Source organism: Bradyrhizobium lablabi (assembly GCF_900141755.1).
Taxonomy (GTDB): Bacteria; Pseudomonadota; Alphaproteobacteria; order Rhizobiales; family Xanthobacteraceae; genus Bradyrhizobium; species Bradyrhizobium lablabi_A.
Genome location: NZ_LT670844.1, coordinates 5,161,108 through 5,177,549 on the forward strand (window position 1 = coordinate 5,161,108; position 16,442 = coordinate 5,177,549).

The 16,442-nt window shown below is 63.0% G+C and carries 17 protein-coding genes; 12 read left to right on the forward strand and 5 right to left on the reverse strand.

All coding sequences use genetic code 11. From position 1 onward, the window contains the following. Positions 1–66: 66 nt before the first annotated feature. A complete protein-coding gene (locus B5526_RS24090) occupies positions 67–717 on the reverse strand; it encodes a DNA-3-methyladenine glycosylase family protein (RefSeq protein ID WP_079542334.1) in 651 nt (216 codons plus the stop codon). A gap of 122 nt (positions 718–839) precedes the next feature. On the opposite strand from B5526_RS24090, the gene gluQRS reads away from it, so the two are divergent. Both gluQRS and B5526_RS24100 read left to right on the forward strand, forming a co-directional pair. Next, entirely contained in the window at positions 840–1,715 is an 876-nt protein-coding gene (gene gluQRS, locus B5526_RS24095; RefSeq protein WP_079545271.1) for a tRNA glutamyl-Q(34) synthetase GluQRS, read from the forward strand. A 92-nt stretch (positions 1,716–1,807) separates the two neighbouring features. After that, the gene (locus B5526_RS24100; protein ID WP_079542336.1) at positions 1,808–3,106 is read left to right on the forward strand and encodes an ATP-binding protein; all 1,299 of its coding nucleotides are present in this window, start codon (positions 1,808–1,810) and stop codon (positions 3,104–3,106) included. On the opposite strand, the gene B5526_RS24105 is transcribed toward B5526_RS24100, so the two are convergent. Then, entirely contained in the window at positions 3,033–3,893 is an 861-nt protein-coding gene (locus tag B5526_RS24105) for a YihY/virulence factor BrkB family protein (RefSeq protein ID WP_433994662.1), read from the reverse strand. The genes B5526_RS24100 and B5526_RS24105 overlap by 74 nt on opposite strands. A 179-nt stretch (positions 3,894–4,072) precedes the next feature. Between B5526_RS24105 and B5526_RS24110 the strand changes: the two genes are divergently transcribed. The 6 genes from B5526_RS24110 (at position 4,073) to B5526_RS24135 (ending at position 8,074) form a co-directional block, all read left to right on the forward strand. Further along, positions 4,073–4,267 (forward strand): twin transmembrane helix small protein, encoded by a 195-nt coding sequence (locus B5526_RS24110; protein WP_079542340.1) that lies wholly within the window; start codon positions 4,073–4,075, stop codon positions 4,265–4,267. Between the two features lie 13 nt (positions 4,268–4,280). Further along, complete coding sequence (locus B5526_RS24115; RefSeq protein WP_079542342.1) at positions 4,281–4,853, forward strand: cob(I)yrinic acid a,c-diamide adenosyltransferase; 573 nt, start codon at positions 4,281–4,283, stop codon at positions 4,851–4,853. Positions 4,854–4,967: 114 nt separating this feature from the next. Then, positions 4,968–5,717 carry an electron transfer flavoprotein subunit beta/FixA family protein gene (locus B5526_RS24120; protein WP_079542344.1) on the forward strand — a complete coding sequence of 250 codons (750 nt, stop codon included), beginning with the start codon at positions 4,968–4,970 and terminating at the stop codon, positions 5,715–5,717. Next, on the forward strand, positions 5,717–6,661 hold the full coding sequence (locus B5526_RS24125; protein WP_079542346.1) for an electron transfer flavoprotein subunit alpha/FixB family protein: 945 nt from the start codon (positions 5,717–5,719) through the stop codon (positions 6,659–6,661). Before B5526_RS24120 ends, B5526_RS24125 begins: the two co-directional genes overlap by 1 nt. A gap of 170 nt (positions 6,662–6,831) precedes the next feature. Further along, complete coding sequence (locus B5526_RS24130) at positions 6,832–7,713, forward strand: 3-hydroxybutyryl-CoA dehydrogenase (RefSeq protein ID WP_079542348.1); 882 nt, start codon at positions 6,832–6,834, stop codon at positions 7,711–7,713. A gap of 157 nt (positions 7,714–7,870) precedes the next feature. Then, positions 7,871–8,074, forward strand: coding sequence for a hypothetical protein (locus tag B5526_RS24135; protein WP_079542350.1), 204 nt, complete (start codon positions 7,871–7,873; stop codon positions 8,072–8,074). A 54-nt stretch (positions 8,075–8,128) separates the two neighbouring features. On the opposite strand, the gene tlpA is transcribed toward B5526_RS24135, so the two are convergent. Further along, positions 8,129–8,818 carry a thiol:disulfide interchange protein TlpA gene (gene tlpA, locus B5526_RS24140; protein WP_079542352.1) on the reverse strand — a complete coding sequence of 230 codons (690 nt, stop codon included), beginning with the start codon at positions 8,816–8,818 and terminating at the stop codon, positions 8,129–8,131. A gap of 110 nt (positions 8,819–8,928) precedes the next feature. Here tlpA and argH point away from each other — a divergent pair, with 110 nt between their 5' ends. From argH to lysA, 3 genes are all read left to right on the forward strand, one after another. Beyond that, a complete protein-coding gene (gene argH / locus B5526_RS24145) occupies positions 8,929–10,326 on the forward strand; it encodes an argininosuccinate lyase (RefSeq protein WP_079542354.1) in 1,398 nt (465 codons plus the stop codon). Positions 10,327–10,418: 92 nt separating this feature from the next. Further along, positions 10,419–10,694, forward strand: a complete 276-nt coding sequence (lptM, locus tag B5526_RS24150) for an LPS translocon maturation chaperone LptM (RefSeq protein ID WP_244562047.1) — start codon at positions 10,419–10,421, stop codon at positions 10,692–10,694. Positions 10,695–10,701: 7 nt separating this feature from the next. After that, positions 10,702–11,967 (forward strand): diaminopimelate decarboxylase, encoded by a 1,266-nt coding sequence (gene lysA / locus B5526_RS24155; RefSeq protein ID WP_079542356.1) that lies wholly within the window; start codon positions 10,702–10,704, stop codon positions 11,965–11,967. Positions 11,968–12,119: 152 nt separating this feature from the next. Here the strand turns inward: lysA and B5526_RS24160 are convergent, their stop codons facing one another. Further along, positions 12,120–13,232 carry an autotransporter domain-containing protein gene (locus B5526_RS24160; RefSeq protein ID WP_079542358.1) on the reverse strand — a complete coding sequence of 371 codons (1,113 nt, stop codon included), beginning with the start codon at positions 13,230–13,232 and terminating at the stop codon, positions 12,120–12,122. Between the two features lie 288 nt (positions 13,233–13,520). Between B5526_RS24160 and B5526_RS24165 the strand changes: the two genes are divergently transcribed. Continuing rightward, complete coding sequence (locus tag B5526_RS24165) at positions 13,521–14,630, forward strand: helix-turn-helix transcriptional regulator (protein ID WP_079542360.1); 1,110 nt, start codon at positions 13,521–13,523, stop codon at positions 14,628–14,630. Positions 14,631–14,831: 201 nt separating this feature from the next. Here the strand turns inward: B5526_RS24165 and B5526_RS24175 are convergent, their stop codons facing one another. Continuing rightward, a complete protein-coding gene (locus tag B5526_RS24175) occupies positions 14,832–16,334 on the reverse strand; it encodes a tetratricopeptide repeat protein (protein ID WP_079542364.1) in 1,503 nt (500 codons plus the stop codon). Positions 16,335–16,442: the final 108 nt, after the last annotated feature.

A 16,442-nucleotide genomic window follows, 5' to 3' on the forward strand; every position in this document is an offset into this window, starting at 1 on the left:
CCGATCTTTGCGTTCGACGATGACCGTTTTGCAACAGCTATCTTGTTTAAAACATCGTTCGGTTTTTCAGCTCTCGCCGATTACGCCCTCGCGCTTCTTCAGCGCCCGGTAATAGGCCCACCACAGATGCGCGGCGGCGCCGCGCAATGGACGCCATGGCTCCGCCAGCGGTGCCATCTGTTTTGCCGTCGGCCGCGTCTTCAGGCCGAGGCCGATCTTCACCGCCTCCTGCACCGCGAGATCGCCGGCGGGCCATGCGTCGCCATGGCCAAGACAGAACAAGAGATAGACGTCGGCCGTCCATGGGCCGATGCCGTGCAGCGCGGTGAGCGTGTTGTGCGCGGCGTCGGCGTCCTCGTTGGCGAGCACCTCGAGATTCAGGCGCTCGGCGGCAAGTTCGCGCGCGAGGTTTTTCAGGGTCTTGATCTTGGCCGCCGACAGGCCGAGCCGTCCCAGCCGGTCGGCGCGGGCTTTCCGCAAGCTATCGTGGTGAAACGGATCGAACGCGGCCGTGAGGCGCGCCCAGATCGCCGCCGCGCTGGCGGTCGACAGTTGCTGGCCGCAGACGATCGCCGCGAGGCCCGCAAAGCCGGGCTCGCGTTGGCGCAGCGCCGGCATGCCCGCGATCTCGAAGATCGGTTTCAGCCGCGGGTCCTGCTTGAGCAGTACATGAATGGCGTCTTCGAGGTCGGCCTGGGTTTCGAGGTGGATGAGCATTTTCTGGTCTGCACAAAGCGTCATGCGCGGGCTTGACCCGCGCATCCATCTGCTATCGTAACAGAGTCTTTGAGGGATGGATGGCCGGGTCAAGCCCGGCAATGATGAGTCTCGAGAACCCGATGCCGCCGCCCGTCTTCCGCTTTGCGCCGAGCCCGAACGGCTATCTGCATCTCGGCCACGCTTATTCGGCGCTCTTGAATTTTGATTCGGCGCGCGAGAGCGGTGGACGATTTTTGCTGCGCATCGAGGATATCGATGTGGCCCGCTGCCGGCCGGAGTTCGAGGCCGCGATCTATCAAGACCTCGCCTGGCTCGGCATCGCCTGGGAACAACCGGTGCGGCGGCAGTCCGAACATCTGTCCGAATATCGCGATGCGCTGGAAAGGCTCTCGGCGGAGGGCCTGATCTATCCGAGCTTCGAGAGCCGCGCCGAGATCGCAAAACTGGTGGCGCAGCGGGAGGCGGGCGCCCCCTGGCCGCGCGACCCCGACGGCGCGCCGCTCTATCCCGGGTCGGCGAAGCTGCTATCGGCGAGCGAGCGCGCGCGGCTCATCGAGCAAGGTGCGCCTTACGCGCTGCGGCTCGACATGGCGGCGGCCTGCGCCCGCGCCGGCGATCTGACTTGGACCGAGCACGGCGCGGGACCCGATGGCGAGACTGGCGTCGTGGCCGTCCGGCCGGAGGTATGGGGCGACGTCATCCTGGCGCGCAAGGAGACGCCGACCAGCTATCATCTCTCGGTGGTCGTCGACGACGCCCTGCAGGGCGTGACCGAGGTGGTGCGGGGGCGGGACCTGTTCTGGTCGACCAGCGTGCACCGGCTGCTCCAGGCGTTGCTCGGCTTGCCGGAACCGGTCTACCGCCACCACCGCCTCATCCTCGATGGCGCCGGACAAAAGCTCTCGAAGTCGACCGCGGCCACGGGCCTGCGCGAACTCCGCGCGTCCGGTGTTGCGCCGGCGGACATCCGCCGCCTGGTCGGCCTGCCGCCATGACGGGCGGCGATCGCAAGTGGAAAAAGGCCCGCCGGGGTGACTCAGACAGCCCTGCCATGGCATGGTGGGGCAGGGCCGGGCTTAGGGGAATCATGGCGCCCAGATCGCGCTCAAAGCGCTCTACGCGGCCCTCAAAGCAGCGGCCGCCGAGAAAGCGTGCTTCACGCGTTGCCGCCGGCCAGGCGCGCAAGCCTGCCGTCACGAAGCGTGCCGTCAGGAAGCGTGCCGTCAAGAAGCCTGCCGTCAAGTCTGCTGCGCCCGGCATGGTTGAGGCGGCGCTCGCCGCGTTCGCGCACGAGGTCCGAACGCCGCTAACGGGCATCCTCGCGATCAGTGATCTCCTGGCGACGTCCGATCTCGACGAGCGCGAGAAGCGCTGGGTCGATACCATCAAGGCCGGTGCGGAACATCTCGCGAGCCTCGCGACGCTGTTTGTCGATGCCGCCCGCGGCGGCGCCGCGGTCGCCGGGATCCGGCAGGACCTGTTCGATCTGCGGGCGCTGGCGCGCAATGCCGGCGATTCGCTGGCCGGCCGGGCGGCGGCCAAAGGTCTGCACTCCGAGGTCGAAATTTCGGAAAAACTGCCGGCGCTGGTGGTCGGCGATCCGGTCCGGCTGCGCGCCGCGCTGGAAAACCTGATCGACAATGCGGTGAAATTCACTGAAGCGGGCAGCGTCGCGCTTGCCGTCGAGCCAATCCGCAGCACCAGCGGCCAGCTCAGCGTCGCGTTTTCGATTTCCGACAGCGGCATAGGCCTCACGCTCAACGAGATCAAGCGGTTGTTTCGTCCGTTTTCGCAGGCCAATGTCTCGATCGCCTCGCGCTTCGGCGGCGCCGGGCTCGGATTATCGTCGGTGAAGGCGTTGGCGCGCGCGATGGGCGGCGACATCGTGGTGGCGCCGCGCCGCAGTGGCGGAACGACGTTCACGCTGAGCGTGACCTTGGCCCGCGCAAAGACGTCGAAAGCGCCGGGGTCGGGCGCAGGCGCCTATCTGCCGTCGAACCCGGCGCAGGCGCTGCGCGTGCTCAGCGTCGAGGACAATCCGTTCGGCCGCGTCGTGCTCAACACCATCCTTACCGAACTCGGTCATCAGGCGGAATTCATCGGGCGCGGCGAGGGCGCCCCCGAGCGGATCGCGCAAGGCAGTTTTGACGCTGTCCTGATGGACATGGTGCTGCCGGGCATCGATGGCATCGAGGCGATCAAGCGCATTCGCAGCTTAGACCCGCCGCTCGGCCGCATCGCGATCGTCGGGGTATCGGGCCGCGCCGACGACGAAGCGGCCTCGCGTGCGGCCGGCGCCGACGCCTTCCTGGTCAAGCCTGTGAGTCCACGGGCTTTAGCGACTGCGCTGCTTGAAGCGACACGCCGTGCGGCAGCCGCGACTTGATGATCGCGGCGTTCAGTTCGCCGCCATAGACGAAGATCGCGGCGATAAAATACAAAAACACCAGCGCGATGATGACCGATGCGAGGCCGGCATACATCGTGACGTAATTGTTGGCGAAGCGCGCCAGATACTGGCCGAACACGATGCCCGACACCAGCGAGGCCACCAGCGTGAAGATGATGCCCGGCAGGATCTGCAGAAACCCGCGGCGGCCCGCCGGAAGCCAGGCGTGCAGAATGAGCAGGGCGACGATCAGCGCCGCGATGGTGATGCTGTAGCGCGAGAGGCTGAGCAATTGTTCGTTGCTTTCGACGATCAGCGGAATATGGCGCCGCGCCGCCTCGATAAAGAGCGGCCCCAGCACGATCAGGAACGCCATCGCCAGCGCGGTGACGGCGGCGATCAGGGTATAGCCGATCGATTCCAGCCGCAGCCAGTACCAGCGCCGCGGCTCGATCACCGAATAGGCGCGGTTGAGCGCGACGCGCAGCGCCTCCACGCCGTTCGAGGCAAAATACACCGCGAGCACGGCGCCGATGGTCAGGATGTCTCCCCGGCTCGTCGTCAGCACATCGTGGATCTCGCCGGACAGCGAATCGGCGACCTGCTTCGGCCAGACCTGCAGCAGCAGGCCGACCGCCTGATCGGCGAGTTCCTTGGAGCCGAAAAAGCCGGCCAGCGACGTCAGCACGATCAGGAACGGAAACAGCGCCATCAGCGTCGACAGCGCGATGTGGCTCGCGATCGCCCAGCCGTCATCGGCGAGAAACGTGTAGAACGCATCCATTACGACCAGATAGACGTAGCGAAGCTGTCTCACATTTCACCTTGATGGAGCGGCGGACGCGTTCGGCGGACGACCGCGCTACCTTCTGATATTATTGGATAAAAAGCCAGATCGTTGGGGCAGGACAGCGGTGGATAGGGGGCATTGGCGGACCGACTTGCGCGGTGTTATGAACGGCGATGACTTCATTCCTGAGCACGATCATCCTTCCCGTGGCGGTCGGCGCGGTCGCGCTGGTGCTGCTGCTTGGCCTTCTTAACATGATGCGGGGCGGCTCGCCGAACCGCTCCCAGAAACTGATGCGGCTGCGAGTGTTGCTGCAATTCGTTGCGATCGTCATCACCATGGTGACAGTATGGGCTATGGGGCACTAAGGAGACGCAGACAATGGTCGTCCTCAATCGCATTTACACGCGAACCGGCGATGACGGCACCACCGCGCTCGGCAGCGGCGAGCGCCGCCCGAAATACGATCTGCGCATCGCCGCCTATGGAACGGTCGACGAAACCAATGCCGCGATCGGCATCGTGCGGCTGTATCTGAAGGATGCGCCCGGGCTCGACGCCATGCTGGGCCTGATCCAGAACGATCTGTTCGACCTCGGCGCCGACCTCGCGGTGCCTGAGCGCGAGGGCAAGGCGGAACGGTTGCGGATGCTGTCGAGCCAGGTGGAACGGCTCGAGCGCGACATCGATAGCCTGAACGCGCAGCTTGCGCCTTTGACCTCGTTCGTGCTGCCCGGCGGCACGCCGGCGGCGGCGTATCTGCATCTGGCGCGCACGATATGCCGCCGGGCGGAACGGATCATGGTGGAACTCGCCGCCCAGCCCAATGAGCCGGTTGGCGACGCCGCCATCCAGTATATCAACCGCCTGTCGGACTTCCTGTTTGTCGCCAGCCGCGCCATGAACGATAATGGCGCGGGCGACGTCTTGTGGGTGCCCGGCCAAAACCGCTAACCACGTATGTTTGGCGGCAATTTTTGGCCTTATCGCGTTGACCGGCGTTGGCCGGACCTTTAGGTTCCGCGCCCAAGCCGATCAAAGGCCAAATTTCCAAGCGAAAGAGGATCGATGAAGGTTCTGGTACCGGTAAAGCGGGTGGTCGATTTCAACGTCAAGGTCCGCGTCAAGAACGACGGATCTGGCGTCGAGCTGTCCAACGTCAAGATGTCGATGAATCCGTTCGACGAAATCGCCGTCGAGGAAGCCCTGCGCCTGAAAGAGGCCGGCAAGGCAACCGAAGTGGTGGTGGTGTCGATCGGCCCTGCGCAGGCCGCCGAAACCATCCGGACCGGGCTTGCGATGGGCGCCGACCGCGGCATCCTGGTCAAGGCGGACGGCAATGTCGAACCGCTGGCGGTCGCCAAGATTCTCAAGGCCGTCGCCGACGAAGAAAAGCCGGGGCTGATCATTCTGGGCAAGCAGGCGATCGACGACGACTCCAACCAGACCGGCCAGATGCTGGCGGCGCTGCTCGGGTGGTCGCAGGCTACCTTTGCCTCCAAGCTCGAAGTCGATGGAACCGATTTCAAGGTGACCCGCGAGGTTGATGGCGGCCTGCAGACGGTGAAACTCAAGGGACCGGCGATCGTAACTACCGATCTGCGGCTGAACGAGCCGCGTTACGCCTCGCTGCCCAACATTATGAAGGCCAAGAAAAAACCTATCGCGGACAAGAGCGCGGCCGACTACGGCGTCGATCTCACCGCCCATCTCGAAATCCTCAAGACATCCGAGCCGCCCGGCCGCAAGGGCGGCGTCAAGGTCAAGGACGTCGCTGAACTGGTGTCGAAGCTCAAGACCGAAGCCGGGGTTCTCTGATGACGACGTTACTGATTGCCGAACACGACAACGCCTCGATCAAGGACTCTACCAACAAGGCGCTGACCGCGGCGACAGCGCTCGGCGGCGAAGTCCATGTGCTGGTCGCCGGCCAGAACGCCAAGCCTGCCGCCGACGCAGCCGCCAAGCTCGCCGGCGTGAAGAAGGTCTTGCTGGCGGATGACGCCGCTTATGCCCATGACCTCGCCGAGCCGCTGGCTGCGCTGATCGTGGCGCTGGCGCCTTCCTATGACGCCTTCGTCGCGCCCGCGACCTCGCGCTTCAAGAATGTGATGCCGCGGGTTGCGGCGCTGCTCGACGTCATGCAGGTGTCGGAAATCATCAAGGTGGTTTCGCCCGATACCTTCGAGCGGCCGATCTATGCCGGCAACGCGATCCAGACCGTGAAATCGAAGGACGCCAAGAAGGTGATCACGGTGCGGACCTCGACCTTCCCTGCTACCGGTGAGGGCGGCAGCGCGCCGGTGGAAAATGCCGCGACAGCGGCCGATCCCGGCCTCTCCAGTTTTGTCGGCGAGGAAGTGGCAAAGAGCGATCGCCCCGAACTGACATCGGCCAAGATCATCGTCTCCGGCGGCCGGGCCATGCAGAGCCGCGAGAACTTTGCCAAATATATCGAGCCGCTGGCCGACAAGCTGGGCGCCGGCGTCGGCGCCTCGCGCGCCGCGGTCGATGCCGGCTATGCGCCTAACGACTGGCAGGTCGGGCAGACCGGCAAGGTGGTGGCGCCGGAACTTTATGTCGCGATCGGCATCTCCGGCGCGATCCAGCATCTCGCCGGCATGAAGGACTCCAAGGTGATCGTCGCGATCAACAAGGATGAGGACGCGCCGATCTTCCAGGTCGCCGATTACGGCCTGGTCGCGGATCTCTATCAAGCGGTTCCCGAATTGACCGAGGCGCTCGGCAAGCTCGGAAAGTAACGACGACGCGCGTACTGGGCAAAACGGGGTGCCGGTTTTGCGATTAGAATGCGCGCAATTGTGAACTGAAGAAAAAAGCGCCGCCGGATGAAGCGGACTCCGGCCGGTGTTTATGCAAAAGAGAAATGGGCGGGCGCGGGTAGCGCGTCTCGCACCGATGAGATGACAAGATGGCGGCAATGATCAAGAAGATCGGCGTGATCGGCTCGGGCCAGATGGGCAACGGGATTGCGCATGTGGCGGCGCTGGCCGGGCTCGACGTCGTACTCAACGATGTATCAAGCGACCGCGTGAAGTCTGCGATGGCGACCATCAACGGCAATCTGTCGCGCCAGGTCGCCAAGAAGATCATCACCGAGGACGCCCGCAAGCAGGCGCTGGGCCGCATCGTCTCCACCGAGACGATGGAGGGGCTTTCCGATTGCGATCTGGTGATCGAGAGCGCGGTCGAGAAGGAAGAGATCAAGCGCAAGATCTTTCACGATCTCTGCGCGGTGCTGAAGCCCGAGGCCATCGTCGCCTCCAACACCTCGTCGATCTCGATCACCCGGCTTGCCGCCTCCACCGACCGGCCCGAGCGCTTCATCGGCATTCACTTCATGAATCCGGTGCCGCTGATGGAACTGGTCGAACTGATCCGCGGCATCGCCACCGACGACGCGACGTTCGACGCGGCCAAGGAATTCGTCACCCGGCTTGGCAAGCAGGTCGCGGTGTCGGAGGATTTCCCGGCCTTCATCGTCAACCGCATCCTGCTGCCGATGATCAACGAGGCGATCTATACGCTCTATGAGGGCGTCGGAAACGTCGAGGCGATCGACGCCGCGATGAAGCTCGGTGCGCATCATCCGATGGGGCCGCTCGAATTGGCCGATTTCATCGGGCTCGATACCTGTCTGTCGATCATGCAGGTGCTGCACGAGGGCCTGGCGGACTCCAAATATCGTCCGTGCCCGCTGCTGGTAAAATACGTCGAGGCCGGCTGGCTCGGCCGCAAAACCCAGCGTGGCTTTTATGACTATCGCGGCGACAAGCCGGTCCCGACGCGGTGAGGCCCGTCGCGTCAGCGAAGTTTTCTCAGGGTTGATGGATAGGCGGGGTCAAGTCCGGCTTTGACGATCAAGCCCCTCGCCGCCTTTTAGCCCTCCAATCTCCAGCATTCCTTAACCCTCGCCGGGTAGCTTGGCCGGCGACGGAGGGTATTGCGTTATGGATATGATGAGCATGGTCACCAGCCTTCTGGCCGCTCAGGCGGGCAACACGCAGACGCAGATTGCCACTAGCCTCCTGAAATCCAACGCCGATTCGGAGAAATCCGCGGTCCTGACCCTGTTGGGCGCGGCGCAGCAAAACATCTCGTCTTTGGCCAATGTCGGCGCCGGCATCGGCGGCAATCTCAACGTGACGGCCTAAAGACCTATCAGCCTAAAGCCGTATCAGCCCAAAGCCGTATCAAGCCGTATCAGCCTAAAGTCCCGCCGCGACCGGGTTCACCGCGGCCTTGATCAGCTTGACGGCGTCGTCGCTGTCCCATTCCGCGGGCCCCGCGATGGTGGCGATTTCGCAGCCCTGGCCGTCGACCAGCACCGAAGTCGGCATCCCCAGTGCCCGGCCTATGGCTTTAAGATCCTGGAAAACCTTGGCTTTCTGGTCGCTGAAATAGCCGAGCCCGGTCAGATTGGCCTCTTTCAGGAAATTTTTCGGCTTCTCGGGGTCACGGGTATCAATATTGACGGCGACCACCTCGAAATTAGGGCCGCCGAGCTTGGTTTGCAGGCCCTCCAGCGCCGGCATCTCCTTGCGGCAGGGCACGCACCAGGTGGCCCACAAATTGACCAGGACCGTGCGTCCGCGCCAATCGGAGAGCTTTTTGGGCTTGCCGTCGGCGTCCTCGAAAGCGAGGTCCGGCAGCCGCAAGGGAGTCGTCGCCATGGTCAGCGCCGCGACTTCACCATGCGCCAGCGGCGCGAGCTTGCGGGCGAGGTCAACGGCCCCGCGGCAGGCCGGGTCGCCTGATACGTTGCCCTTCAGCCCGCCGATCCCGTATATCCCGGCATATCCAATCACTCCTCCGATCAGCACGGCGCCAATCACGATGGCAATCCGGCGCGCGGCAACGGGGCGAGGCGAGGGCAGTTCAGGCATATCGTTTGTCATCCTGTATCAGATACGGCTATGCAGGGCGGCCGGTTTTAGCCGGTAACGGCATCGGATGTCCGCGGCGTTACGATGGATGGCAGATCGTGAGTAATCATGAGTAACAAGTCATGAGCAACAAGATGTGGGGCGGCCGGTTCACGGAGCGCCCCGATGCGATCATGGAGGAAATCAACGTCTCGATCGACGTCGACCGTCACCTTTATGCCCAGGACATCGCCGCGTCCAAGGCCCACGCGGCGATGCTCGCCGCGCAAGGCATTATCACCGCAAACGATGCGAAAAATATCGACAAGGGTCTAGACACGATTTTGTCAGAAATCGGCAAGGGATCGTTCGATTTCAAGCGCGCGCTCGAGGACATTCACATGAATGTCGAGAGCAGGCTGGGCGAGCTGATCGGGCCCGCCGCCGGGCGGCTGCACACCGCGCGTTCGCGCAACGACCAGGTGGCGACCGATTTCAAGCTCTATGTCCGCGACACGATCGACGAACTGGATGCCGCGCTCGCTGCGTTCCAGCATGCGCTGGTGGAACGGGCGCTGCAACATGCCGCGACCGTGATGCCGGGCTTTACCCATCTGCAGACCGCGCAGCCGGTCACGTTCGGGCACCATCTATTGGCCTATGTCGAGATGGCGGCGCGCGACCGCGGCCGCTTTGCCGACGCACGCAAGCGTCTCAACGAATCGCCGCTCGGCGCCGCGGCGCTGGCTGGCACTTCGTTCCCGATCGACCGCGACGCAACCGCAAAGGCCCTTGGCTTCGACCGGCCGACGGCCAATTCGCTCGACGCGGTGTCGGACCGCGACTTCGTGCTGGAAACCTTGTCGGCGGCGGCGATCGCATCCGTGCATCTGTCGCGCTTCGCCGAGGAAATCGTGATCTGGACCTCGCCGCTGGTCGGGCTGGTGCGGCTAAGCGACAAATACACCACCGGCTCCTCGATCATGCCGCAGAAGCGCAACCCGGATGCGGCCGAACTGGTGCGCGCCAAGACCGGCAGGGTGATCGGCGCGCTGACCGCATTGCTGATCGTGATGAAGGGCCTGCCGCTCGCCTATCAAAAGGACATGCAGGAGGACAAGGAGGGCGCGATGGAAGCGTTTTCCGCGCTGTCGCTGGCGGTCCGGGCGATGACCGGCATGGTCAAAGACCTCGTGCCGGATGAGGCGCGGATGAAGGCGGCTGCCGGCGAGGGCTACGCCACCGCCACGGATTTGGCCGACTGGCTGGTGCGGACGCTGAAAATGCCGTTCCGCGACGCCCATCACGTCACCGGGCGCATCGTCGCCAAGGCGTCGCAAGCGGGCGTGCCGCTGCATCAACTGCCTCTGAAGGAGATGCAGGCGATCGAGCCGAAAATCACGACTGACGCGCTCGGTACGCTTTCGGTCGAAGCATCGGTGAAAAGCCGCGACAGCTATGGCGGGACCGCGCCGAAGAACGTGCTGGCGCAGGCGAAAGCCTGGGCAAGGCGCTTGGAAAAACAGCGAAAATTAGGCTGATCAAAAGAATTTCGCTGCAATTTCATGATTATCCGGCTCTCGCCAGAACAGGGCAATCTTTGTATGGTGCGCCGCGCATTGGGGATTTGTTCGTGACACGTAACTTGAGCCCGAGGCCTTCGGGATGGGCCATTGTCCTGTTGAGCGCGGCCGTGCTCGCGCTTGGGGGTTGCGGGCGCAAGGGCCCGCTCGACCTGCCGCCGAACGCATCGTCGCAGGCGGACACCGCGGCCGCCACCGATACCGAGGCCGAGCAGGCGAGCAAGCCCAGCGTGTTCAATCCGTATTACGGCACCGATGCGCCGCCGGCGGCGCCCAAAGGCCAAAAGAGATCCTTCGTTCTCGACCCGCTCCTGAATAGCAACTGAGCCCGCCATGAATCACTTCGACTATCGCAACGGCGTGCTGCACGCCGAGGCGGTGAATCTGATCGAACTGGCGGAGGCGGTCGGCACGCCGTTTTATTGCTACTCGACCGCGACGCTGGAGCGCCATTACCGGGTGTTCACCGACGCCTTCGCCGGTGAGAAGGCGCTCGTGTGCTACGCCATGAAGGCCAATTCCAACCAGTCGGTGCTGCGCACGCTGGCCAAGCTCGGCGCCGGTGCCGATGTGGTGTCGGGCGGCGAGTTGAAGCGCGCGCTGGCCGCCGGCATTCCGCCCGAAAAAATCCTGTTCTCGGGTGTCGGCAAAACCGAGGCCGAGCTGCGCGCGGCACTTAGCGCCGACATCCTCTGCATCAACGTCGAATCCGAGCCCGAGCTGGAATTACTCTCCCGGCTCGCCGTCGAGACCGGCAGCGCTGCGCGGATCTCGGTCCGGGTCAACCCGGACGTCGATTCCGGCTCGCACGCGAAAATCTCGACCGGCAAGTCCGAGAACAAGTTCGGCGTGCCGCTCGCCCGTGCGCGCGCGGTCTATGCCCGCGCCGCGAAACTGCCGGGCATCAAGGTCACAGGTGTCGACGTGCATATCGGCAGCCAGATCACCGATCTCGGGCCGATGGAGACCGCCTTCCGGCTATTGGCCGATTTCGTGCAAACGCTGCGCGCCGACGGCCATACCATCTCGCATGTCGATTTCGGCGGCGGGCTCGGCATCCCCTATTACATGGACCGCGAAGCACCGCCGGAGCCGTCGGTCTATGCCGCGATGGTCAAGCGGGTGACGCATAACCTCGGCTGCACGCTGATGTTCGAGCCGGGCCGGATGATCGTCGGCAATGCCGGGATTCTGGTGACGCGCGTGATCTATGTGAAGCACGGCGACGCCAGGAATTTTGTCATCATTGATGCTGCGATGAACGATCTGATCCGTCCGACGCTGTATGAGGCGCATCACGACATCCTGCCGGTCGTCGCGGCTGCGGCCGGCGCGCCGACCATCACAGCCGACGTGGTCGGGCCGGTTTGCGAAACCGGCGATTATCTCGCGCTCGGACGTACCATGCCCGAGCCAAAGGCCGGTGATCTCGTCGCGGTCATGACGGCGGGCGCCTATGGCGCGGTGCAGTCCGGCACTTACAATACCCGCGCGCTGATTCCGGAAGTCCTGGTCAAGGACGATCAATATGCGGTGGTGCGGCCCCGGGTCGAGGTCGATGATTTGATCGCCATGGACCGGCAGGCGCCGTGGCTGTGAGCGCGGGCGCTCAAAGTCCTGCTTTCTTGAAGGGGTAAGCGCTAGGGATTGGCGCGTTTTCGGAACAACTTTTAGGGAATCCGAATCAAAAAGCCCGCCGGCATTGGCCGGCGGGTTTTTGCTTGCTGCAAAGTCAGGCGGCGTGGATCAGCTCACCACGTATAGCGCAGGCCGACCGAGCCACCGATGGTTTGCGTCGCGACAAAGCCCTGCGTCTTGGTGCCGGCGACGCCGCTGCCATGGCCCTCGAAGTAGGACGAGAAATGGTCGGTCCAGATCACGTTGACCTTGGCCGAGCCCCGGCCGCCGAGCCCGGTCTCGGTGACGCCTGCGACTGCGACGGGAACGCCGCCAAAGCCCGGCGGAAGCCCGGGCGCCGCAACGATCCCGCTCTGATCCACGACCTTGAACACCGCACCCGAGATCTGGGGTTCAACGACGAAGCCCATCCACTTCATCTGGGTCCCGATCCGCGCGCCGCCATGCACCTCGGTGCTGTCGCCGGTCTTCATCCCGAAATTGGCGGTGTACAGCTCCGTGTAGGTCACCCCGACCGTCGGTTCGATGAAGACCGAATACGGCAGGTCGTATTTATATTGGACGTTGTCGGTATAGCTGAGCGAGCTGGTGTCCGGCACGGTCCCGACGATGCCAAGCCCGATCAGCGTGGTCCTGGTCCAGCTTGCCGTCACCGTGAAATCGGTCGAGAAGCCGCCATTGGTGTAGGCGAGGGTGCCTGAACCGGACGGCGTGTTCGAATCCGAGAACGTGAAGCCGGAGGTGTGCGACCAGGAGTCGCTGCCGGTGGCGACGAAGGTCAAGGCGTCCGACGCGGTGAAGATCCCGATCTTGGTGACGTCGAAGGCGCCGGTGCCGGTGGAGGTCGACGATACCGTGCCAAACGAGCGGCTCAGGTCTTCGCTGCCGACGGCGTTGACGCCGTAAATCCACAGCGGGGCCGGGGCGACCGCCATCGGCGGCGCCTTCAGGACAGGCGACTTGGCGTAGGCCAGCGCCGCGAACGGATTGTCGCTACCCTGGGCGGCGAAGGGATTGCGATTGTCGAATTCGGATTCCTCGGCAGAGAAGCGCAGCATTCCCGGAGCGGGCAAAACCTTGCGGCTCTGAATCTGATCGCGAACGTTCTGCAAAATGTTCTGGATGACGTTGCGGATTATCTGGTCCTCAATGGGACCCGCACTTGCCGGTGCTACACAACCGCACAGCGCCACAAACCCGGCTGTGGCGGCAACGCCCGTCTTCATTGTTCTTCCAAAAATCATCCTCGAAGCCCCCGAAAAGAATTAAGCAAAATCGCGCGATTTTTTGCGAATGGTCGGATGTGATCGATTCGCACATGTGCCCCCGCGCAACCACGCTGCAACCTAAGGGGGCGATTTCGAGCGGTCTTCACCCGATTGGGTTAATGCGACCTGTGGCTACCAATTTAGGCAGGGTGATGCACAAATGTCGCACCGCCCCCCTAGATTCCCATCCAACTTCCATGAAACGATACGCGGCAGGTTTGGACGCCCACGGGACATGGGAGTTTTATGCCGAATTGGAATTTAGAGGCCGTCGAACAGGGGTTCGCCGAGGCCGCGCTCGATCCCACATTATGGGTGAAGGCCCTCGACACCGCGACCGCCATAACCGGAAGTCAGGGCGCTGTTCTCATTCCGACCGCGGGTGGGTCGCTTCCTACGCTGCCGTTCACCGAGCGCATCGCGGGATCGTTTGAAGCCTATATGCGGGACGGCTGGCATCTTCGCGATGAGCGTTTCCGGGGCATCGGCATGATGATGCAGCGCGGCGTGGTTGACGACCTCGACCTGTTCGATTTCGACGCCATCGCGAAGCACCCTTATTACCAGGAATTTCTGGCGCCGCACGGCCTGCGCTGGTTCGGCGGTGTGAGAGTGTCCTGCGGCGATGAGCTGTGGTGTCTTTCAATCCAGCGAACGATCGATCAAGGCCCGTTCTCGGCAGCCGAGAAGGAGCAGTTGGCGCAATTATCGAAGCGACTTTCGGCAAGTGCGGCGATCGCCCGGGCGCTGGGCGCATCTGCCGCCGCCGGTGCGCTCGATGCATTCGAGATCAGCGGCACGGCCGTGGTCCTGATCAACCGTTTCGGCAAAGTCTTCCAGGCCAATCAATCCGCAGAGCGACTTCTGGTCGGCGAGATCGAGATCAAAAGAGGCCGGCTGGTCGTTCAAGATGCGCAAGCCCAGGTGGCATTGAACGCCGCTATCGTCGACCTGCTTGGGCGGCGAACCGGCGGACTTTCCGCTCCCGTGGCGCTGTCGCGTCGGGGCCGCCGTCCGCTGTTGGCCTATCCGGCGAAGCTGACCGGCGCGACGGCCAATGCCCTCGCCGATTGCCAGGCCATGATCGTCCTGATTGATCCCGACGCGGGCCCAAAACCACCGGAGGCGACGCTGCGGTCGGTGTTCCGGCTGAGCGAAGCGGAAGCCCGGCTCGGCGCACAACTGGCTCTGGGTGAATCGCTTGAAACGGCCTCTGAGGGATTAGGAATCGCGAAGGAAACGTCACGGAGCCAGCTCAAGAGCATTTTCGTCAAGACGGGCGTACGCCGGCAAGCCGAACTGGTTGCGATGCTGGCGAGGCTTTTGAACGGAGGCCGCGAGGAGCGAATGCCGTAGCCGAACGCGCAAGAGGCGCAATTTGGCTCATGACCCAATTGGGTGAAATGTTTCGGCACGACTTAATCTGCTTAATGAATCTGCTCAATGACGCGGCTACTAAAAACCAGACCCGCCGGAAGACTAGCCGGCAAAAGTGCTTCTGCATGACAATTCGTCAAACGGATGCGATCGCGTCCGCCCGGCTACGAGGCCTGCAGCTCATTTCAGCCGCTTGAGCTCCTCCAACGCGCCGCGATATTCGACAAAATTTTTCGGGCAGGTGTCCGCGGCTGCTTGTAATGCCTTGGCGGCTTCCGAACGATCTTTGCGCAACAAGTGCCATTCACCGATGTAGAACTGGGTCTCGCACCTTTGCTCGGGAGTTTTGGCAACGCCCTCGGTCACCCGCAGCGACTGTTTGCCGAGATAGAATTCAACAATCGGATACGGCCAATCCCCGGCCTTGAGCTTGGCCGAGATCTTGGTCAGGTCGCTCTTTGCGTCACGGGCGTCGCCATCGCGGGACTTGGTCACGTAGAGCAACAGCGCGGGATAGGCGTTCGGCGCCGCATCCACGACGCGCTTGAGGTCGTCGGCCGCTTTCACGAATTCTCCTTGATAGAACCGCACCAGAGCCCGGTTGCCAAAGGCGGTCAGGTCGTTTGGTTGCTTTTCCACCGCCTGATCGTAGTCCGCAATCGCGTGCTGATAGTCGCCCTGGTTGCGGTAGAGGTCGCCACGGCTGTTGAAGGCGAGGGCGTTGGTCGGATCGACCTTGATCGCCTCGCTGTAATCGGTCAGCGCGCGATCGGTATCTCCCTTGAGATTCCAGAGCCGGGCGCGATCGAGATAAAGCGAAATCCGCTTGGGATCTAACTTGATCGCTTGTTCATATTCGCCAACGGCAGCGTCGAAGTTGCCGCGGCTTGCTTCCAGACGACCCTTCAGGATACGCGCGGCGACAGCGAAGCCGCCAACGTTGCTCTCGTCGAGTTTGGTGGCCCGATCGTAATCCATCAGCGCCATATCCTGGTCCCCTTTTGCGCTCAAGACCGCCCCTCGGTCGAGGTAAAGCGCGGGCAGCTTTGGATCCAACGCGATCGCTGCATCGTAGCTCTTTAGGGCGTCGTCAACTTCATTCCTTGCGATATCGAGCCGTGCCTTGATCCCCAAGGCTGTCATCGCGTAGCCGCCTGCATTGTTAGCATCGAGCTTGATCGCTCGATCAAGGTCTTCGCCTGCCCCCTGGAGCTGGTCTTTGGTGCTCAAACAGAGTGCGCGACTGATGTAGGCCGACGGGCGGTCCCGGGCGAGCTTGATCACACGATCATATTCGGGGAGCGCAAGATCACACTGATCGTTGTCGCGAAGTAAATCGGCGCGCGTTTCGTAAGCCGGAACAAATCCCTCGTCGAGCCCGATCGCTTCTGTCAGGTCCGCGACTGCTTTCTTGAGGTCGCCCTTTGCCTTCCAAGCCATTCCCCGAAATGTCAGAGCAATCGCTCGCCGTTGAGCTGAATCCCGTACTTCCTGGTCGAGCAACCGCGAGCAGGCCTCAATACCGACGTCGGGATCGAGCGCCCCACCGCCGCAGGCCTTGGCGTCCTCATTCGGCGCCTTGGCCTCTGTTGGGTTCTGAACCTGGCCAAAGGTCCGCGCGAGCGGCAGAGCCGAGATGATAACTGTAAGGACACTAGCTGAAACTAATAAAAAATAGCGCATGAATGGCCTCCGAATAAGGCGCCCGGGTTTTTGCGATCAAACCAAATCTAGGGTCAGAAATCTTAGGCGATGTGTGTGCTCTATGCCAGACGCCGCGCGTCTCACTGC